The sequence below is a fragment of the Streptomyces sp. NPDC007901 genome, from assembly GCF_042959465.1.
In the GTDB taxonomy this organism is placed as follows: domain Bacteria; phylum Actinomycetota; class Actinomycetes; order Streptomycetales; family Streptomycetaceae; genus Streptomyces.
This window is the reverse complement of the sequence record NZ_JBIBKW010000002.1, coordinates 393,382-413,795: the sequence shown is the minus strand read 5'-3', so window position 1 is coordinate 413,795 and position 20,414 is coordinate 393,382. Positions and strand designations below refer to the sequence as shown.

14 protein-coding genes are annotated in these 20,414 nt (G+C 69.5%); 5 read left to right on the top strand and 9 right to left on the bottom strand.

Going from position 1 to position 20,414, the window contains the following annotated elements:
• Positions 1 to 23 precede the first annotated feature (23 nt).
• Genes ACFZDK_RS07615 through ACFZDK_RS07605 form a run of 3 tightly spaced genes read left to right on the top strand, consistent with a single transcriptional unit; the run spans position 24 to position 2,697 of the window.
• Positions 24 to 920, top strand: a complete 897-nt coding sequence (locus ACFZDK_RS07615; protein WP_390970753.1) for a metal-dependent hydrolase — start codon at positions 24 to 26, stop codon at positions 918 to 920.
• Complete coding sequence (locus ACFZDK_RS07610) at positions 920 to 1,951, top strand: 2Fe-2S iron-sulfur cluster-binding protein (protein ID WP_390971587.1); 1,032 nt, start codon at positions 920 to 922, stop codon at positions 1,949 to 1,951. Before ACFZDK_RS07615 ends, ACFZDK_RS07610 begins: the two co-directional genes overlap by 1 nt.
• Before the next feature lie 56 nt (positions 1,952 to 2,007).
• Positions 2,008 to 2,697, top strand: a complete 690-nt coding sequence (locus ACFZDK_RS07605) for a TetR family transcriptional regulator (protein ID WP_390970751.1) — start codon at positions 2,008 to 2,010, stop codon at positions 2,695 to 2,697.
• Positions 2,698 to 2,802: 105 nt separating this feature from the next.
• Here the strand turns inward: ACFZDK_RS07605 and ACFZDK_RS07600 are convergent, their stop codons facing one another.
• From ACFZDK_RS07600 to pulA, 4 genes are all read right to left on the bottom strand, one after another.
• Positions 2,803 to 3,159, bottom strand: a complete 357-nt coding sequence (locus tag ACFZDK_RS07600) for a 5-carboxymethyl-2-hydroxymuconate Delta-isomerase (protein ID WP_390970749.1) — start codon at positions 3,157 to 3,159, stop codon at positions 2,803 to 2,805.
• A 50-nt stretch (positions 3,160 to 3,209) separates the two neighbouring features.
• Positions 3,210 to 3,458, bottom strand: coding sequence for a hypothetical protein (locus tag ACFZDK_RS07595; RefSeq protein WP_390970747.1), 249 nt, complete (start codon positions 3,456 to 3,458; stop codon positions 3,210 to 3,212).
• 543 nt (positions 3,459 to 4,001) lie between these two features.
• Positions 4,002 to 5,627 carry a SpoIIE family protein phosphatase gene (locus ACFZDK_RS07590; protein ID WP_390970745.1) on the bottom strand — a complete coding sequence of 542 codons (1,626 nt, stop codon included), beginning with the start codon at positions 5,625 to 5,627 and terminating at the stop codon, positions 4,002 to 4,004.
• A 73-nt stretch (positions 5,628 to 5,700) separates the two neighbouring features.
• The gene (gene pulA / locus ACFZDK_RS07585) at positions 5,701 to 11,073 is read right to left on the bottom strand and encodes a pullulanase-type alpha-1,6-glucosidase (protein WP_390970742.1); all 5,373 of its coding nucleotides are present in this window, start codon (positions 11,071 to 11,073) and stop codon (positions 5,701 to 5,703) included.
• A gap of 189 nt (positions 11,074 to 11,262) precedes the next feature.
• Between pulA and ACFZDK_RS07580 the strand changes: the two genes are divergently transcribed.
• Positions 11,263 to 13,338: a carbohydrate-binding module family 20 domain-containing protein gene (locus ACFZDK_RS07580; protein WP_390970739.1), complete on the top strand. Its 2,076-nt coding sequence runs from the start codon at positions 11,263 to 11,265 to the stop codon at positions 13,336 to 13,338.
• A gap of 59 nt (positions 13,339 to 13,397) precedes the next feature.
• Here ACFZDK_RS07580 and ACFZDK_RS07575 read toward each other — a convergent pair whose 3' ends face one another.
• Positions 13,398 to 14,180, bottom strand: coding sequence for a glucose 1-dehydrogenase (locus tag ACFZDK_RS07575; RefSeq protein ID WP_390970737.1), 783 nt, complete (start codon positions 14,178 to 14,180; stop codon positions 13,398 to 13,400).
• Between the two features lie 86 nt (positions 14,181 to 14,266).
• On the opposite strand from ACFZDK_RS07575, the gene ACFZDK_RS07570 reads away from it, so the two are divergent.
• Positions 14,267 to 15,133 carry a helix-turn-helix domain-containing protein gene (locus ACFZDK_RS07570; RefSeq protein WP_390970735.1) on the top strand — a complete coding sequence of 289 codons (867 nt, stop codon included), beginning with the start codon at positions 14,267 to 14,269 and terminating at the stop codon, positions 15,131 to 15,133.
• Here the strand turns inward: ACFZDK_RS07570 and ACFZDK_RS07565 are convergent.
• The 4 genes from ACFZDK_RS07565 to ACFZDK_RS07550 form a co-directional block, all read right to left on the bottom strand.
• Entirely contained in the window at positions 15,109 to 16,482 is a 1,374-nt protein-coding gene (locus tag ACFZDK_RS07565; protein ID WP_390970733.1) for an alpha-amylase family glycosyl hydrolase, read from the bottom strand. The genes ACFZDK_RS07570 and ACFZDK_RS07565 overlap by 25 nt on opposite strands.
• Before the next feature lie 146 nt (positions 16,483 to 16,628).
• Positions 16,629 to 18,290 (bottom strand): alpha-amylase family glycosyl hydrolase, encoded by a 1,662-nt coding sequence (locus ACFZDK_RS07560; RefSeq protein ID WP_390970732.1) that lies wholly within the window; start codon positions 18,288 to 18,290, stop codon positions 16,629 to 16,631.
• A 189-nt stretch (positions 18,291 to 18,479) separates the two neighbouring features.
• A complete protein-coding gene (locus tag ACFZDK_RS07555) occupies positions 18,480 to 19,388 on the bottom strand; it encodes an ABC transporter permease subunit (protein WP_390970730.1) in 909 nt (302 codons plus the stop codon).
• A gap of 13 nt (positions 19,389 to 19,401) precedes the next feature.
• Positions 19,402 to 20,406, bottom strand: a complete 1,005-nt coding sequence (locus ACFZDK_RS07550; RefSeq protein ID WP_390970728.1) for an ABC transporter permease subunit — start codon at positions 20,404 to 20,406, stop codon at positions 19,402 to 19,404.
• Positions 20,407 to 20,414: the final 8 nt, after the last annotated feature.

The window sequence follows — 20,414 nt, the reverse complement described above, 5'->3', positions numbered from 1 at the left end:
CTACCCGTCAGTACATTGACGCCATGTCCAACAAGCAGCCCCAGCCGGTCGCGTCCGAGCACACAGCGCTCAAGGCCCGCAAGGTGTCCTTCGCCTGGGAGGACACCCCGCTGCACTGGGTGCCCGGCGATCCCTTCGCCACGCACACCATCAATGTGCTGCATCTGCTGCTGCCGACCGGCGAGCGGTGGTTCGTGCACGTCTACAAGCAGGTGCTGCCGCTCATCCGTGACGAGCGGCTGCGCGAGGACGTCATCGGGTTCATCGGGCAGGAGGCGATGCACTCCCAGGCCCATGACGAGGTGCTGCCCCATCTCAAGGAGCTGGGTCTCGACCCGACGCCGTACACCGCGCAGGTCGACTGGTTCTTCGAGAAGCTGCTCGGCGACCGGACGCTGCCGCCGGGGCGGGCGAGGCGCTGGTGGCTCCTGGAACGGGTGGCGCTGATCGCGGCCATCGAGCACTACACCGCCTTCCTCGGCGACTGGGTGCTCAACGCCGACGAGCTGGACCGGCGCGGCGCCGACCCGATGATGCTGGACCTGCTGCGCTGGCACGGCGCCGAGGAGGTCGAGCACCGGTCGGTGGCCTTCGACCTCTTCGTGCACCTCGACGGCGGCTACCGGCGCCGGGTGCGGACCTGGGCGACGGCGTTCACGGCGATCGTGTTCCTGTGGCAGCGCGGCGCCCGCTTCTTCATGGCCAACGACCCCACGCTGACCGAGGGCCAGGCCCGGTTCCGGGACTTTCACCTCGCGGGCCGGCGCGGCACCCTCCCGGCCACCGGCGACATGCTGAGGTCCATCCCGCGCTACCTCAGCCGCACCTACCACCCCTCCCAGGAGGGCTCCACCGAGCAGGCCGTCGCCTACCTGGCCTCCTCCCCCGCCGCGCTGGCCGCCGAGCAGGAGGGCAAGTGATGACACCGAGGCTGCGCACCGTCGTCGCCGTCGCGGGCGCCGCGCTGCTGGTCAAGCGGGCGATGCGGCGCCGGATCGAGGCGTCCCCGCTGTGGCCGATGCCGGCGCTGGACCCGCCTACCTCCGGGCAGCCGCGGTCCCGGGCGCTGCGGCTGCTGGTCGCCTCGCACCAGACGGTCGCCGACGGGGTCGTACAACTGCGCCTGGAAGGGCGGCGGTTGCCGGGCTGGGAGCCCGGCGCCCATCTCGACGTCGTCCTGCCCTCGGGACTGGTCCGGCAGTACTCGCTCTGCGGGGACCCGGCCGACACCTCCTCGTACACGATCGCCGCACGGCTGGTCGCGGACGGGCGGGGCGGTTCGCGGGAGGTTCACGAGCAGGTCGTCGAGGGCATGGAACTGGAGGTGCGCGGGCCGCGCAACCGCTTCCCGCTCGTCGAGGCCGCGTCGTACGTGTTCGTCGCCGGGGGCATCGGCATCACCCCGATCCTGTCGATGGTGCGGGCCCTGCCGGAGGGCACGGAGTGGCGGCTGCTGTACTGCGGGCGGAACCGGGCCTCGATGCCGTTCCTGGAGGAGCTGGCCGACGACGACCGGGTCACGGTCCTCGCGGAGGACGAGGACGGACGCCCTGACCTCGACGAGCTGACGGTTCCCGAGGGCGCGGCGGTGTACTGCTGCGGCCCCGAGGGGCTGATGGCGGCGGTGGAGGAGCGGTTCCCCGCCGTACGGCTCGAACGGTTCGCGCCGCGTACCGACACCGGCGGCAACCATCCGTTCGAGCTGGAACTCCGGCGCAGCGGGCGGACGTTGACCGTCCCTGCCGACACGACCGTGCTGGCGGCGGTGCGGGCGGAGCTGCCCGACACGGCCTACTCCTGCGCCCAGGGGTTCTGCGGGACCTGCCAACAGCGGGTGCTGGAAGGGGAAGTGGAACACCGGGACGAGCTGCTGACGGACGCGGAGCGCGCGGACTCGATGTTGATCTGTGTATCGCGGGCGCGAAGTGGGAGACTTGTGCTGGATCTGTGAACGCCCGTGCCGGGTCAGGTCCGTGGGAGGCCGGATCCGATCGGTAAGGTGTTCGTATGAGTACCGGGGTACGCCGCAGAATGGGAGTCGACGAGCGGCGGCAGCAGTTGATCGGCGTCGCCCTCGAACTGTTCAGCCGCCGCTCGCCCGACGAGGTCTCCATCGACGAGATAGCCGCGGCCGCGGGTATCTCGCGGCCGCTGGTCTACCACTACTTCCCCGGCAAACTCAGCCTGTACGAGGCCGCGTTGAAGCGTGCCTCGGAGGATCTCGCGGGGCGGTTCGACGAGCCACGGGAGGGGCCGCTCGGGGCCCGGCTGCTGCGGGTGATGCGCCGCTTCTTCGACTTCGTCGACGAGCACGGGCCCGGTTTCGCCGCGTTGATGCGCGGCGGCCCGGCGGTCGGCTCCTCCGCGACCAACGCGCTCATCGACTCCGTGCGGCAGGCGGCCTACGAGCAGATCCTCACGCATCTGGAGGTCACCGAGGCCCCCGCCCGCCTCGAACTCGTCATCCGCTCCTGGATCTCGCTCGCCGAGTCGACCGCGCTGATCTGGCTGGACGGCCGCCGCATTCCGCGCGGCGAGCTGGAGATCCAGCTCGTCCATGACTTCGCCGCGCTGACGGCGGTCAGCGCGGCGTACGACGAGGAGATGAGCGCGCTGGTGAAGCGGATGGTGCAGGACGAGCCGGGGGACGGACCGTTCGCGGATCTTGCGGGGCGGCTCATCGCGTTGGCCGGGTGAGCAGGTGGGTCGTGGGGCGGCTGCGGGTCGGTGGGGGCTGGTCGCGCCCACGCGGCGGCAGCCGCACATCAAACACAGCCCCGCGCCCCTGACGGGGCGCTGCGGTTACCCCTCGTACTTCCGGTACGACGGGTCCAGGTCCCTGACCTCTGCCGAGGCGTGCAGGACGTAGCCCTCCGGCTTCAGGTGGTCGCGCAGCAACGCCAGGGTCGCCTCGGTGAGCTTCGCCTTCGTCTCGTCGGTGCGGCCGGCGAGGAGGCCGAAGGTGACGTGGACGATGATGTGGCCGCCGTCCTGTTCGTAGGCGTAGGCCGTGGCGTCGGCGGCGCGGAAGAGGGTCTTGCAGGCCTCGGGCTTGGCGGCCGCGATCTCGACGACGGCGGTGTGCAGTGCCTTGGCGAAGCCGGCCCGGTCGAAGGCGGCGTCCGCCGTGGCGGAGTAGTCGACGGTGATCTGCGGCATGAGCACTCCTGTTCTACGGCAACTGGGGTCCAGCCTAGAGCCAGGGCCCGTCATGCGGGGCGGCTGAAGCGGTGGGCGGCCCAGAGCAGGGCCATGACTCCGCCGGCCGGCAGGAGGCCGCCCTCCAGGAGCAGGGGAGGCTGCCGACCGGCCCGCTCGACGCCCACGGTGGTCGCCTGGTGCGGTACCCGCAGCCCGATGCAGCGGCGGAGCAGGTCCACTCCGTAGGCGAGCGGGTCGACGGCGGACAGGGTGTGGGCCCAGCCCGGCAGGTTCGCCAGCGGGAAGAACACAACCACACCAGCAGCCCCTGGTCCGAAAGCCGTCGCCGGCCGACGAAGGCGCCATAGCGGTAGTGCACCAGGCTGTTCGGGGCATAGGCCTGGTCGGACAGGATCCGGGGGCCGGCGAGTCCCAGCGTGTCGGAGGATGGGTATACGGTGATGAACTTGCCCGAACTTCCGCCTGGCGTGGCACGGGAATTGAGCGCGCTCACCTGTTCGGGAGACCGGACGAACTTGAATCCCGAATCCTCGCGGAGCAGCACTTCCAGGGCCTTCTCAAGCACTTCCGGCGCGGAGGCGGCCGTCGGCGCCGGCGCCCGTGGTCCGTAACGCCCGGCGGAGCAGACTTTCGAGGTCGACTTCGGTTGCGTGGCTCGTCATGCGTGTCCCTCTCAACGGCGGGAACCGCTGGCTGGAATTTCTCCTCGGCGAGAAAAATCGGAACAATAAACAGTGTGCACCAATTAACTCTGAATCAAATCCCGGCGGCAAAGAGGGATTCAGGAGACCTGCGGTTAGGTGAGTCGGCGGTTCGGCGGGTGTGTCGGGAAGGCCGGCCTAGCTCCGCGCCAGGCTCAGCGCCAGCAGGGCGACGTCGTCCTCGCGGTCGCGGCCGAAGCAGGCGAGGAGGGTGTCGCAGAGGGCGTCCAGGCCGGGCAGGGCGCCGACGGCGGCGGAGCGGAGGTGTTCCATCGAGACCGTGAGGTCGGTGCCGCGGGTCTCGATCAGGCCGTCGGTGACCATGAGGAGCCGGTCGGCCGGCTGGAGGACCAGCTCGGTGGGCGGCGGGTGGGGCAGGCCCACCCCGAGCAGCGGACCGGACGCCTTCACGTACTCGGCGCTGCCGTCCTCGCCGAGTATCAGCGGCGGGATGTGGCCCGCGTTGGCGATGCGGGTGCGTCCGGTCGCCGGATCGATCAGGGCCAGGCAGACGGTGGCCGTGACCTCGGCGTGGTAGTGCTGCAGGAGCTGGTCGAGCCGTTCGGCGAGCGCGGCCGGGTCGCTCTCCGCGAGGCAGTAGGCGCGCAGCGCGTGCCGCAGCTCGACCATGACGGTGGCCGCCTCCAGCGAGTGCCCCACGACGTCCCCGACCGCGGTGAGCACCTCGTCGCCGACCCGGAGCGCGGCGTAGAAGTCGCCGCCGATCTCGGTCTCCTGGGAGGCGGGCTCGTAGCGCACCGCTATGTCGACGCCCGGCAGCTCGGGCAGCTGGTGCGGGCGGGGCAGGAAGCTGTGCTGGAGGGTGAGCGCGACATGCCGCTCCACCTGGTACATGAGCAGGGGCTCGGCGGTGAGCGCGGTGGCCTCGGCCAGCTGGGCCAGCAGCGCCTCGTTCTCGGGGTTGATCCTGCGCTGCCCGCGGGTGGGCGTGGCCAGGCACACCGGGACCTTGCCGTCCTGGGTGAGGACCAGGGTCAGCCGGGCGTCGTGCTGGACGCCCGGCCGGAAGAACCCGGTGGGCCACAGCGGCGCCGGCACGGTGGTGATCCGCACCCCGGACTGCCCCCGGGTGAGCCGCCGCAGCAGGCCGGCCACCTCCCGGTGGGCGCCCTCGTCCGGGAGGGCGAGGGAGGTGCGCTCCCGGCACAGGCCGCGGTACAGCTCGTCGTCCTGGTCGAGGACGAAGACGGCGGCGGGGGTGCCGAGGAGGCGGGCGGCGCCGTCCGCGGCGGCGTCGGCCAGTTCGTGCAGCGAGCGCGCCGACTGGATGGAGACGATCGTCTCCGACAGCAGTTTCAGCCGCCGTACCAGCGCCTGGTCGTCGGCGCGCAGCCGGGCGGCGCGGACCGCGGCCCGGACCGCCGCGTCGATGTCCTCCGGCTCGGCGGGCACCGTCAGATACGCCTCGGCCCCGCTGTCCAGCCCCGGGCAGCGGTCCGCCGGGGCGACGGCGAGGGCGGAGAAGTGCACGACGGGCAGCCCGGCCATGTGCGGCCGTTCCCTGAGCCGGCGGCACAGCTCGAAGCCGCTCATGTCCGGCAGCTGCACGTCTATGAGAGCCACGTCGGGCAGGCGGCCCTTGCGCAGCCGTACGTCGAGTTCGCTGAGCGCCTCCGCGCCGCCGCCGACCGCGACGACCTCGTGCCCGGCCCGGCGCAGCACGGTGCCGATCGCGTACCGGCTCGCGGGCTCGTCGTCCACGACCAGGACGGTCGTGTCTGTCAGCTTGCCGTTGACGTCCATTCTCCCAGCCCCTGGACAACGCCGGTGGGGCAGCACCCGGTACCGGGCCTGCCCCACCAACCTAGCGCCACTGTCACCTGGTCCGGGAGAACACCGCCACTGTGCGTCCCGGGACAAGGAACGTACCCGTATCCGCCGCATACGAAGCGGACTTGACAACGGAGTCCGCCCCCGAGGCCTGCACCGGGTGCAGCCGGTAGCCGGTACCGGCCAGGGCCGCCACCCGCTGCTCCTGCTGTCCCGGCGTCGCGTTGAACACGACGACGAGGTCACCGAGCTGCATGGTGATCACACCGGGTGTCTCGTCCTTCCCGGACAGCGGGAAGGAGAGCTTCGACTGCACCTGTCCAGCCGTGTCCAGCGAGAACGCGCTCTCGGTCGTACGGATTCTCAGCAGATCACGGTAGGCGGCCGAGGCCCCCTCGATCTGTGCGCAGCCGACGCTCACCGAGCTCAGCAGCGGCTTGGCGTACGGCCACTTGGACTCGTTGTCGGCGGCCGTCGGCAGCCCGCGCCCGAAGCCGTTGCCGTCGGCGCAGTTCCAGTGGATGGCGTTGAACCAGTCTCCGCTGTCGAAGGAGTTGCGGTCCAGGGACTTGGAGCGCAGCAGGTCCGTGCCCGCCTGGGAGAGCGAGGGGCCCTGCGAGAGGGCGGCCGTGGCCATCGCCAGGACCTGCATCCGGGCCCGGTCGGACGCGGAGGTGTCCTTCGGCAGCTTGTACGTCAGCGCGTCGAACAGGGACTCGTTGTCGTGCGCGTCGACATAGGCGAGGGCGTCACCGGGGGCGTCCGCGTATCCGGCGGGCGAGCCGTTGTAGTCGACCTCGGCGCCGGTGACCTCCTTGCCGTCGTCGTCGGTGAACCGGTACTTCGCGAGGTTGCCGGTCAGACCGACCTTGATCAGGTCCTGGTAGTGCAGCAGCCGGGCCTTCTGCTCGGCCGTCGTGCCGTTGGCGGTGGAGGAGTTGGGATCGGTGTACAGGCCGGAGGCGAAGCCCTGGATGCCGGGGTCGTCGTCGAAGGGGCCGCCGCCGCGGACGGCGTCGCGGGCCCGGTCGGAGAAGGTCGCGATGCCCGTCCCCGCCATGTTCTGCTGGGTGGCCTGCACGAACCGGGCGTCGTTCGCGACCTCGCCGAAGTTCCAGCCCTCGCCGTACAGGATGATCTTCTTGCCGTCGACGCCGTCCTTCTTCAGGGTCAGCGCGTCGAGCGCCTTCCTGACCGCCAGGATGTTGGCCTTCGGGTGGTGGCCCATCAGGTCGAAACGGAAGCCGTCGACCTTGTACTCCTTGGCCCAGGTGACGATCGAGTCGACCACCAGCTTGCCCATCATGGCGTTCTCGGGCGCGGTGTTGGAGCAGCAGGTGCTGTTGGCGACGCTGCCGTCGGCGAGCAGCCGCTGGTAGTACCCCGGCACGATCCTGTCGAGGACGGACGTGTCCGCCTGCCCGCTGGCCGCCGTGTGGTTGTAGACGACGTCCATGACGACCCGGAGCCCGTCCTGGTTGAGGGACTTCACCATCTCGCGGAACTGGACCGTGCGCGCGGTGCCGTCCGGGTCGGTGGCGTACGACCCCTCGGGGACCGTGAAGTGGTACGGGTCGTAGCCCCAGTTGTAGGCGTCCTTGGCGGCGACCGCCGAGACGCACTCCTGCTGCTTCTCCGAGTCGGCCGCGTAGGAGGCGAGGTCGCAGTCGGGGCTCGCCTGGTCGGCCTTCTTCTCGGGCACGGTGGCGAAGTCGAAGGCCGGGAGGAGATGGACGTAGGAAGTCCCGGACTCGGCAAGCGCCTTGAGGTGCTTCGAGCCGTCGCTGTTCTTGTCGGTGAAGGCGAGGTACGTGCCCCGGTCGGCGGCCGGGACCGTGGAGTCGGCCACCGAGAAGTCCCGGACGTGCAGCTCCTGGATCTGGGCGTCCTTCATCGGTACGGCCTTGGGCTTGGTGTACGTCGACCAGCCGCCCGGCGCGAGGGACTTGTCGTTCAGGTCGACGACGAGACTGCGCTCGGAGTTGGCGGTGAGGGCGACCGAGTAGGGGTCGGTGACCTTGTTGGTGACGATCTTCCGGACGCTGGGCGCCCAGACCTTCACGACGTACCGGTAGGGCTTGTTCTTCCAGGACCCGGGGCCGGTGACGGACCAGACGCCGGTGGCGGGGTCGCGGCGCATCGGCTTGACCGCGCCGTCGAGTTCGAGCGCGACGGACTGCGCGGTCGGGGCCCAGACGGAGAGGGTGGGCTTTCCGTGGTGGAAGACCGGGCCGAGGGCGGCCTTGGTGGCCGTCGCGTACACGTCGTCGAGGACCCCGGCGATCTGTACGCCGGTCGCGGCCAGCACCGCGCCGTTGGCAGCACGCTGGGAGGCGACCAGCTGACCACTGAGTGCCTCGCGCACCCGGTCGCGGTCGCGCGGGTCGACCGACCAGGCCGTGTAGTCCTTCAGGTGCGGGAACTTCGCCTTCTGCGCGTCGGTGAGGGTGGTCTTCGTCAGCCGCAGCCAGCGTTCGTCGTCGCTGGTCAGCGTCCCGTCCTTGACGGCGATCGAACCGTCGTGGGAGTACAGCAGCTGGGTGGAGGCGGCACCGTCCACGCCGTTCCAGGCGACCGTGTCCCGGTCGATCCAGATCGCCTTGGAGGTGGTCAGGTCGAGCGCGGCGGCGCTGCCGGCGGGCTGCGGGAGCAGGTGCTTCTCCTGGCCGTTCAACAGCCACACCTCGTAGCCGTCGGACTTGAGGTCCAGCGACTGGTCGGCGGAGAGGTCCTTCTCGTCGCCCTTGTGGATGATGTAGCTGAGGCTGCCGGCACCCTCGGTGAGCGGTACCTCGAAGACCGCGCCATAGGCGTCAGTCTTCACCGGCTTCAGGGGGTTCGACCAGTCGGTGGGGTTCGCGGCGCCCGTCCAGACGTGCAGGCCCCAGCCGTCGTAGTCCCCGTCGGCACGGTGGTAGTGGATGACCGCCTTGGTGGTGTCCTGGGCCGGGTAGTCGGCGGTCGGCTTCTCGGTCAGGACGTCCGCCTTGCCCTGCTCGATCCAGACCTCGCCCGTCTTGGTGACGTCGATGGAGCGGTCGGCGGAGACGTCCTTGTTGCCGTCCTTGTCGACGACGAGGAAGCCGACGTTCGAGGCGCCGGACTTCAGCTTGACGTAGGCGAAGGCGCCGTACGCGTCGCGGCCGACGAAGGGGTGGCCGGCGGGCCAGGTGGTCGCCTCGCCGTCGGCGAGGTCGCCCCAGGCGTACAGGCCCCAGTCGTCGTAGTCGCCGTCGGTGCGCTTGTAGTGGACGACCGCGTAGTCGCGGGAGGAGGCGGTGGGGGTCTCGGCCGCGGGCGGGGTGCCGGAGGTACTGGCCGCGAGTGCACTGGCGGTGTGCCCGGCGGAGTCGACGACGACCGCCTTGTAGCGCAGCGCGGTACCGGCCGGGACGTCCTTGGCGATGGTCTGGGTGACCTTGTAGGGGGCGTGGTCGGCCGAGCCGAGGGTGGTCCACTTCCCGTCGCCGACCTGGGCGGCGAAGACGACGCGGTCGAGCTGTCCGCCGCTGACGTCCGCGGTGAGGTCGACGGTGCCGGTGGCGCCGGCGGCCGGGGCGGTGAGGGTCAGGGCGGGGGCCGTGGTGGGCTTGGCGAGGGGGCCGGTGGCCTTGTAGACGACGGCGGACTCGGCGGGGACGGTGACGGTCGCGCGGTTGTCCGTGCCGGAGGTGACGGTGCCGTCGGTGCCGTAGAGCGCGCGGTAGCGCATGCCCGCGGAACCGGTGGTGAAGGTCGCGGTCTTCGCGGTGTCGGCGTTGTTGAGGGCGACGACGTACTCCTGGCCGGTCTGCGCGTCCGTCCGGGTGAACGCGTAGATCCCGGCGCCGTCGGCCGCGTAGCGCTCGGTCTGGACGCCGTCGGCGAGGGCGGGGTTGGCCGCGCGGAGCTTGGAGAGAGCGCTGATCTGCTGGTAGAGCGGCGCACTGGTGTCGTACGAGTCGCCGGCGGCGGTCCGGTCGGTGCCGATCTCGTCGTCGTCGAGGTAGTCGGCGACCTTCGAGGCGAACATCGTCTGCCGGGCGTCCTTGTCGCCGCCGGAGCCGGTGAAGCCCTGTTCGTCGCCGTAGTAGACGACCGGGTTGCCCCGGCTGAGGAACATCACCTCGTTGGCGAGCTTGTCCTTGGCGAGCAGTTCGGCGTCCGTGGCCTTCGGGTTGTCCTGCTCCAGGAAGGATCCGATCCGGCCCATGTCGTGGTTGCCGAGGAAGGTGACCTGCTCGTAGGCGTTGGCCTTGTCGGTCGTGTACTTGTAGTCGTCGCCGAAGACCGCTGACAGCTTCTGGGCGCTGCCGCCCTGGGAGGCGTAGGAGCGGGCCGCGTCCTGGAAGGGGAAGTCGAGGGTCGCGTCGAGCCGCCCCTGGGTGACGTACGGCGAGGTGATCGACGTGTCGGCGGAGTAGACCTCGCCGAACATGAAGAAGTTCTTACGCCCGTGCCGGGCCGCGTACTGGTCGAGCGCGGTCGCCCACTGCGTCCAGAACTCCATGTTGACGTGCTTCACGGTGTCGATCCGGAAGCCGTCGATGTCGAAGTCCCGCACCCAGCGTTCGTAGATCTTCTCCATCCCGCCGACGACCTCGGGCCGCTCGGTCCACAGGTCGTCGAGCCCGGAGAAGTCGCCATAGGTGGTGGACTCGCCGGCGTACGTGGAGTCGCCCCGGTTGTGGTACATCGTCGGGTCGTTGAGCCACGACGGCACCTTGCTGTCGCTGGTGACCGTGGGGATGCGGGGGAAGGAGGCGGTGGAGACCGCCGGGAACTTCTTCTTCCCGTCCGCGTAGTCGGCGTCGTCGAAGGGCTGCCCGTCCTTGGTCAGGTAGGGGAAGGCGCCTTTGGAGAGGTAGTCGTAGGACTTCTCCTCGTAGTCGACGACGTCGGCGGTGTGGTTGGTGATGACGTCGAAGAAGACCTTCATGCCCTTGGCGTGCGCCTTGGAGATGAGGGTTTCCAGGTCCTTGTTGGTCCCGAAGTGCGGGTCGACCTGGGTGAAGTCGGTGATCCAGTAGCCGTGGTAGCCGGCGGAGGCGTTGCTGCCCGTCCCCTGGACCGGCTTGTTCTTGAAGATCGGGGCCATCCAGATGGCGGTGGTGCCGAGCCCCTTGATGTAGTCGAGCCGGTTGGTCAGGCCCTTGAGGTCGCCGCCCTGGTAGAAGCCCTTGTCGGTGGGGTCGTAGCCGGTGGAGAGGCGGGAGCCGGTGAGGCCGCCCTTGTCGTTGCCCGTGTCGCCGTTGGCGAACCGGTCCGGCATGACGAAGTAGAACTGCTCGCGGGTGTCGTCGTGCCGGGCGGGCGCGGCGGCCAGCTTCGCGTCGGAGGGCGGTGCGGGCGGGGCGGCGGCGTGTGCGGCGAGGGGCTGCACGAGCGCGGCGGCGAGGGCGGCGGCGGCCACGGCCGCGACCCGTCTGACTTGTATCACTGGCGTGAACTCCTAGCGACAGCGGCTCTCTTGGGTCCGACCCCGCGTGACGGTATCGCTGACGAAAGGTTTACAGCAAGAGGCTTGAAACTCACAGCAAGAACTTTCACCGGTCGTATTGACGCGATGTCTCAACTGGCCCACGCTCCAGGGTTGTTGAAGCCCGTCCCTCTTGTTTCGGAGCCGCACATGACCGGACACCGACCCCCGGGTGTCTTCAGACGCACGGCCGTCGCGATCGCCGCGGGCGCCCTGGCACTCGCGGGCGTCGTCGCCCTGCCGGCCACCGCCGCGCAGGCGGACACCACCGCCCAGGGCGACGTGATCGCCAACCTCTGGGAATGGAACTGGAACTCGATCGCGTCCGAGTGCACCAACGTGCTCGGCCCGGCCGGGTACGGCGCGGTGCAGGTCGCCCCGCCGTCCGAGTCCCTCAAGCAGTCCAGCTACTACTGGTGGGACGTCTACCAGCCCTACTCGTACACCCTGAACAGCCGCTTCGGGACGGCGACGCAGTTCGCCGCGATGGTCACCGCCTGCCACACCGCGGGCGTGAAGGTCTACACCGACGCGGTGATCAACCACACCGCCGCCCAGACCGGCACCGGCTACGACGGCACCACGATCACCAACAAGTACGACACCCCGGACTGGGACCCGAGCGACTACCACACCTCCGCCGACTGCCCCACCTCCGACCTGACCATCCAGGACTACTCGAACCTCACCCAGGTCCAGAACTGCGAACTGCTCGGCCTGCCCGACCTCAAGACCAGCGCGGACAACGTCCGTTCGGGCCTCGCCGCCTTCCTCAACAAGCAGATCGCGCTGGGCGTCGACGGCTTCCGCGTCGACTCGGCCAAGCACATCCCGGCCACCGACATGGCGGCCATCGTCGCCAAGCTGAACACCACGACGTCGGGCGCGGCGCCGTACATCTTCGACGAGGTGTACCCGGGCTCGACCCCGCAGCCCAGCGACTACTACGGCTCCGGTGACGTCCTGGACTTCACCTACGCGAGCAGGATGAAGTCGGCCTTCCAGGGCAACGTGAGCGACCTGTCGTCCCTGGAGAGCAGCGGCATCCTGCCCGCCGCCAACTCGGTGTCCTTCGTGACCAACCACGACACCGAGCGCAACGGCCTGCACATGAGCTACAAGGACGGCGACAGCTACAAGCTCGCCAACCTCTTCGAGCTGGCCTACAAGTGGTCGACGCCGACCATCTACTCCAGCTGGCAGTGGACCCAGAGCGACCAGGCGCCGCCGAACTCGTCCGGCTTCGTCACCGACACGAACTGCTCCAGCGGCTGGAACTGCCTCGACCGCGACACCGCCGTCGTCGGCATGGTCGCCTGGCACAACGCGGCCGGCAGCGCGGCCGTCTCCAACTGGCAGACCATGTCGTCCGACGTCATCGGTTTCGGCCGCAGCGGCGCCGGGTTCTTCGCCGTCAACAACGGCTCGTCGTCGGCCACCTACACCTTCGCGACGGGCATGGCCGACGGCACGTACTCCAACGTCATCGACGGCGGTGCCTCCACGGTCACCGTCTCCGGCGGCAGCGCGAGCATCACGATCCCCGCGAAGGACGCCGTCGCCTTCTACAACTCCTCCTACACCTGCACCGTCGGCTGCGACGACAGCGGCAGCGGTGGCGGCGGCTCCACCTCCACGGTGACCGCGACCTTCAACGAGTACGCCTCCACCACCGCCGGCACCAACGTCTACGTCGTCGGCTCCATCGACGCCCTGGGCGCCTGGGACACCTCGAAGGCGATCCAGCTCTCGTCCTCCGGGTACCCGATCTGGTCGGGCGCGGTGAGCGTGCCGATCAACACGTCCTTCACCTACAAATACATCAAAAAGGACAGTTCAGGCAATGTGACCTGGGAGTCCAATGCCAACAGATCGGCGACCACCACCACGTCGGCGGTCTCCCTCAACAACTCCTGGAACGTGGCGAACGCCGACGCCACCGACGTCACCTTCAACGAGTACGCCACGACCACCTACGGCACCAACGTCTACGTCGTGGGCTCCATCGCCTCCCTCGGCTCCTGGAACACCGGCGACGCGATCCCGCTGTCCTCGGAGTCGTACCCGACGTGGAGCAAGCTGGTGATCGTCCCGAAGAGCACCACATTCACGTACAAGTACATCAAGAAGGACTCGTCCGGGAACGTGACCTGGGAGTCGGGCACCAACCGGTCGTACACGACCGGCACCTCGTCCGGCTACACGGCCAGTGACACCTGGAAGTAGCACTCCGTCCGACCGATGAGCGGGCCGCCACCGGGTACTTCTCCCCCGGTGGCGGCCTCTCACGCGCCCGCTCCCCCGTCCACCTGCAGCACCGCGCCGGAGACGAAGGAGGCGCGGTCGCTGAGGAGCCAGGCGGCGGCTTCGGCTATCTCCTCGGGGGCGGCGGTGCGGCGCAGGGGGGTCACGGTCTTCATGTGGTCGATGACGCCGGGGGTGGCCGCGTCCCAGTCGCGGACCATCTCGGTGAGGGTGCCGCCGGGGGCGACGGCGTTGACGCGGATGCCTTCGGGGCCGTAGGTGACGGCGGCGGACTGGGTGAGGCTGTTGACGGCGCGCTTGAGGGCGCCGTAGACGGGGAGGACGGGGTTGGCGCGCAGGCTGCCGATGGAGGAGTTGTTGACGATGGCGCCGGTGCCGGCGGTGGCGCGGATGGCGGCGATCTCGGCGGTCATGGCGAGCCAGACGCCCTTGAGGTTGACGGCGGTGAGGTGGTCGAAGTCGGCCTCGGGCAGTTCGTCCAGGGGGCCGGGGTGCTGGGCGATCGCGCCGTTGTTGAAGGCGAGGTCGAGGCGGCCGTACCGGTCCACCGTGGCGTCGACGGCGGCGCGGACACTGTCCGTGTCGGCCAGGTCGCAGACGGCGTAGTCCGCGGTGCCGCCCGTCGCGCGGATCTCCTCGGTCACCCTCTTGAGCTGGTCCTCCGTGCGGGCCGCCAGCAGGACCCGGGCGCCCTCGCGGGCGAAGAGCCGGGCAGCGGCCGCGCCGATGCCGCGTCCGGCGCCGCTGATGAAGGCGACCTTGCCGGTCAGCAGGCCCTGGTAGGTAATCGCAGTGTTCTCCATGGCTTCGAGCCTGGGCCCGGGCCTACGGCTCATCCAGGCACCGGCGGTACCTGGATGGGCTCGGGTGACCGGGGCACACTGGAGGCGTGGACAGGCAAGAACTCGCGGCGTTCCTGCGGAGCCGGCGTGAGCGGATCTCCCCCGCCGAGGTGGGGCTGCCGCGCGGCCCGCGGCGGCGTACGCCCGGGCTGCGGCGCGAGGAGGTGGCGCAGCTGGCGTTCATCTCGACGGAGTACTACACGCGGCTGGAGCAGGCGCGGGGGCCGCGGCCGTCGCGGGAGGTGCTGGGCGGTCTGGCGCGGGCGCTGCGGTTGTCGGACGCCGAGCGCGTCCATCTGCACCACCTCGCTGGAGCCCCGCCGGCGCCGCCGCCCGGGCCGCCGCGTGAGGTGCGGCAGAGTCTGCTCGACCTGCTGGGCCGGCTCCCGCAGGCCGCCGCCTTCGTGACGTCCGCGACCTGCGAGGTGCTGGCCTGGAACGATCTGGCGGCCGCCCTCATGGAGGACTTCTCCGCACGGCCGCCGCGCGAGCGCAACCTCATGCGCCGTGCCTTCCTCGACCCGGGCCCGGAGGGTCGCAGGCTGTACGGGGTGTCGGACGTGGACGCCTTCGCGCGGCACTCGGCGCGTCGGCTGCGGGCCACCGCGGCCCGCTATCCCGACGCGCCCGAGGTGACCGGTCTGGTGGCGGAACTCCTCGCCGGGAGCGAGGAGTTCCGACGTCTGTGGGAGTCGCACGAGGTATCCGCCGAGCCCACCCTGACCAAGACCTTCCGGCACCCGGTGGTGGGCCCGGTGACCGTCAACTGCGACGCCCTCGACATCACCGACCGGGACCAGCAGGTCGTGATCTACACCGCCACCCCGGGTTCACACTCGGAGGAGGCGCTGCGGCTGCTGTCGGTGATCGGGACGCAGCGGATGGACGATCAGCAGGTGGACTTCCCGGCGTAGATCGCCAGTGCGGTGTTCCAGGCCAGGGTGGCGGTGAACTGTCCGGAGCTGTTCACGGTCACGCTCGTGTTGTTCTGCACGTTGCAGTACGTCCCCGCCGGCAGCGAGGTCTGGTAGGTCCGGGACAGTGAGCTCGACTCGTGGTTGATGGCGACGTATCCCTTCGCGCCCCGCCCGAAGGCGATCGCGTCGCCGCCGTTGTCCCACCAGTTCGTCATCGACTCGCCGCGCACCGCGTTGCGGAAGGCGACCATGCGGATGATCTCCGGCCAGGCGTGCTGGCACTTCCAGCCGTTCTGCCAGCAGGCGTTGACCACACCGTTGTTGGGCGGTCCGGCGTCGGTGTCCGACCACTCGTAGCCGGAGTTGATGTCCGGGGCGCCGTAGGGGTAGGCGAGCATGAAGACGTTGGCGAGCGTGTAGTTCGCGCCGTCCTTGTAGTTGAGCGTGCTGCCGTTGCGCTCGGTGTCGTGGTTGTCGACGAAGACGCCCGCGACCGAGCTGCTCAGGTAGCCCCAGCCCTCGCCGTAGTTCTTCAGGTAGGCGAGGTTCTCGTTGTTGAAGACGCGCTTGAGGTCGTAGGCGTAGCGGAACTCCTGGACGTCCCCGTTGCCGGTGTACTCGGTGGGCTGGACGGCCTCCCCGGAGCCGTAGATGACCTCCTGCTTCCAGTACACGGACGGGTTGGTCAGCCGGGTCTTGATGTTGGCGAGGTCCTCGGCCGGGATGTGCTTGGCCGCGTCGATGCGGAAGCCGTCGACGCCGAGGCCGAGCAGGTCGTTCATGTAGCCGGCGATGGTCTTGCGGACGTACTCCTCGCCGGTGTCCAGGTCGGCCAGGCCGACGAGTTCGCAGTGCTGGACGTTCCAGCGGTCGGCGTAGTTGGAGACGAGGGAGGTGCAGTCGTCGAAGTCGTAGGAGGAGTACAGGCCCGGGTAGTCGTACTTCGTGTACGACGAGCCGCCGGTGCCGGTGCCGCTGCCCGCCGACATGTGGTTGACGACGGTGTCGACGACGACCTTCACACCGGCCGTGTGGCAGGTGCTCACCATGTTCTGGAAGGAGGTGCGGTCGCCGAGCCGTCCGGCGATCTTGTACGACACCGGTTGGTACGACGTCCACCACTGCGAGCCCTGTATGTGCTCGGCGGGCGGGGAGACCTGGACGTATCCGTAGCCGGCGGGGCCGAGGGTGTTGGTGCACTCCTTGGCGACGGAGCCGTAGTTCCACTCGAAGAGGACGGCGGTGACGTCCTTGGTGCCGGGCGGGGAGGCCGATGCGACGGACGGGGTCATGACAACGCTACAGGCGGCCAGCGCCAGTGCGGCGGAGAGGGTCTTACGTGCCATGTGGGGTTCCTTCACCATTGAAGGCTCTTGCAGAAACCTTGCTGAAACCTTGCGGTTGCGCAGATGCTAAAGGCCCGCCACTCAGTTGGGTAGCGGGCCCTGTGAAGTTGCTGCAAGAAGTTACCGAGTGACGGCCAGTCAGAACATCAGGCCGTCGTCCACCACACGGTCGTGTCGGCCGGCACCTTCGCCTCGCCGTCGGCCTCCGTCAGCTCGCCGCTGGCCAGCAGCACCCGGCCGTAGGCGGGCACCGTCACCGACTCCCCACCGGTGTTCGCGACGCACACGAACTCCCCGCGCCGGAACGCGAGTACGCCCTCCGGGGCACGCAGCCACTCCACCGCGTCGCCGGCGCCGAGGTCGGGCTGGGCACGCCGGGCGCTCAGCGCGGCGCGGTACAGCTCCAGCGTCGAACCGGCCACCCCCGTCTGCGCCTCGACACTCAGCTCGCCCCAACTGGCGGGCTGCGGAAGCCAGCTGCCCCCGTCGCCGAAGCCGTACGAGGAGCCCTCCCGCGTCCACGGGATCGGCACCCGGCACCCGTCGCGGAAGCCGTCCTGGCCGGCGCCCCGGAAGTACGCGGGGTCCTGGCGGACCTCGTCGGGCAGGTCGACGACGTCCGGGAGGCCCAGTTCCTCGCCCTGGTAGACGTAGGCCGAGCCGGGCAGCGCCAGCATCAGCAGCGTCGCCGCGCGGGCCCGGCGCAGCCCGAGGTCCCGGTCCCCCGCCGTACGGATCTGGGTCCCCAGTCCCGGCGGGTTGGCGAACCGGGTGGCGTGCCGGGTGACGTCGTGGTTGGACAGCACCCAGGTGGCGGGGGCGCCCACCGGCCGCATCGCCTCCAGGGTGCGGTCGATGACCGTGCGGAGTTCCTTCGCGTCCCAGGCGGTGCTCAGGTACTGGAAGTTGAAGGCCTGGTGCAGTTCGTCCGGGCGGACGTAGTGCGCGGTGCGCTCGACCGTCGGCGTCCACGCCTCGGCCACGAAGATCCGCTCGCCGGCGTACTCGTCGAGGACGTGCCGCCACTGGCGGTACACCTCGTGCACCCCGTCCTGGTCGAAGAACGGCATGACATCGTTGCCCAGCAGCTTGAGTTGGTCGGCGTCCCCGATGTCCGGGAGCCCCTCGGCCTTCACCAGGCCGTGGGCGACATCGATCCGGAACCCGTCCACGCCCATGTCCAGCCAGAACCGCAGGATGGAGCGGAACTCGTCGCCGACGGCCGGGTGTTCCCAGTTGAAGTCGGGCTGCTCGGGAGCGAAGAGGTGCAGGTACCACTCGCCGTCCGCGACCCGCGTCCACGCGGGCCCGCCGAAGATGGACTCCCAGTCGTTGGGCGGGAGTTCGCCGTTCTCCCCCTTCCCCGGTCGGAAGTGGTAGCGGTCGCGCGACGGCGATCCCGGCCCCTCCGCCAGCGCCCGCTTGAACCACTCGTGCTGGTCCGAGGAGTGGTTGGGCACCAGGTCGACGATGATCCGCAGACCCAGCGCATGCGCGTCCCGGATGAGGGCGTCCGCGTCCAGCAGGTTGCCGAACATGGGGTCCACGGCCCGGTAGTCGGCGACGTCGTAGCCGGCGTCCGCCTGCGGCGAGGCGTAGAACGGGCTGAGCCACACGGCGTCGACACCGAGGTCACGCAGGTACGGGAGTCTGGCGCGTACGCCCTCCAGGTCCCCCATCCCGTCGCCGTTGCTGTCGGCGAAGCTGCGCGGATACACCTGGTAGATCACCGCGTCCCTCCACCAGTCCCGGCGTCTGGCGACGGTGGCGATGGCGGGGGCCGGTGCGGCGGAATGCTGCTGGCTCATGGCGTCCTTGATGCGTCGTAACTGGGTCATCGGGTCAGAGGTGGGGTGTAGAGGCGGCCGTGGTGACAGCGGGGTCGGATGGTCACCACGGCCGCCACCCGTGCCCCGTAGGGGCGCGGGGAACTGCGCGACCAGCCACAACGGCGCCGCAGACGAACGACGGCCGAAGCAGCTTTTCCGCAACCGGCGTTACCCCTTCGTGCCGCCCGCGGTAAGCCCGGTCACCAGGTTCTTCTGCACGAGGTAGAAGAACACGGCCACCGGTATCGCGATCAGCACCGCCGTCGCCGTCATCAGGTTCCGCTGCGCGTCGTGCTCACTGATGAAGCTCTGCAGCCCCACCGCGAACGTGTACTTGTCGTCGCTGAGCATGAACGTCGACGCGAACGCGACCTCGCCGAACGCGGTGAGGAAGTTGTAGAACGCGGCGACCGCGAGGCCGGGCTTGGCGAGCGGCAGGATCAGCCGGGCGAAGGTGCCGAAGGGGGAGAGTCCGTCGACGCGGCCGGCCTCGTCGATCTCGAAGGGGATCGTGTCGAAGTAGCCCTTGAGCAGCCAGGCCGTGTAGGGCACGACGGTGGTGCAGTAGACGAGGATCAGGCCGAGGTAGCTGTCGATGAGGCCGAGGTTCGACAGGATCTGGTACATCGGCACGATCAGCACGGCGATCGGGAACATCTGGGTGACCAGCAGCAGCCACATGAACTTCCGGTAGCCCGGGAAGCGCATCCGGGAGACCGCGTAGCCGGTGGTGGAGGCGAGGATGAGCCCGATGACGGTCGTACCGCCGACGACGATCATCGTCGTCTTGAACCAGTCCCAGAAGCCGGTGTGCTGGAGGACGAAGGAGTAGTTGTCCAGCGTCATCTTGTGCCAGATGCCGCTCGGGTGGAGGTAGTCGTCCTTGTCCGGGCCGAGGGACAGGAAGATCAGCCAGCCGACCGGGAAGAACGCGATCAGGCTCGCGACGCCCAGGATGCCGTGGGTGACGGCGGTGCCGAGCGGGCCGCGCTCGCCACGGCCGCGGGGGCGGCGGGTGCTGGTCACGGGGGTCTCCTCGGCGACCTGGGCGGAGGTCTCGACAGTGGTCGTACTCATGGGAACTCCTGCCTCAGATCGCGAGCTGCTGGTCGTTGCGGTTGAGCCAGCGGCGGTAGAAGGAGGTGAAGACGATCAGGATGGCCAGCAGCAGCATGCCGTAGGCGGCGGACTGGGCGAAGTCACGCGGCTGCTGTCCGAAGCCGAGGAAGTAGGCCCAGGTGACCAGGATCTGCGCGTCGGGGGCGGTGTTGCCGAACAGCAGGAAGATGACGGCGAACTGGTTGAACGTCCAGATGATGCCGAGCAGTACGACGGTGGAGCTGACGGACCTCAGCCCCGGCAGGGTGACGTACCGGAAGCGCTGCCAGGCGCTCGCGCCGTCCATCTCGGCGGCCTCGTACAGGGTGCCGTCGATGGCCTGGAGGCCGCCGAGCAGCGAGAGCATCATGAACGGCACACCGCACCAGGTGTTGACCAGGATCGCGGCGGCCCGCTGCCAGAACGTGTCCTCCAGCCAGTCGGGTTGCGGCAGATGGAGGAAGTGCAGGGCCGCGTTGATGATGCCGCCGTCGGCGAGCATGAACCGCCAGCCGAAGACGGTGACGAAGGTGGGGACCGCCCAGGGCAGCACCAGGACCATGCGGTAGAAGGTGCGGCCGCGGAACTTCTCGTTGAGCAGCAGGGCGAGGGCGAGGCCGATGGTGTAGTGCAGGGCGACGCAGAGCGCGGTCCAGACGATCGTCCACAGGAAGTGGGACCAGAAGCGGTCGTAGGACGTCGGGCCGAACAGGATGTCCTTGTAGTTGTCCAGGCCGATGAACTTGTAGGTGGCGTCGATGTGGTTGACGCCGATGGTGCGGGCGGTGTTGAGGCTGTTGGCGTCCGTCAACGTCAGGTAGAAGCCGTACACCAAGGGGTAGACGACGAGCGCCCCGAGCACGACGGCGACGGGGGCGACCATCGCGTAGGCGTACCAGTACTTCTGGTAGCCGTTCCTGATCCGCTGGCCCAGCCCGGGGCGGGGCGCGCGGTCACCGTGGCGTTTGCCGGTCGCGCGGTCGATGGCGACTGTCATGGTTCGAC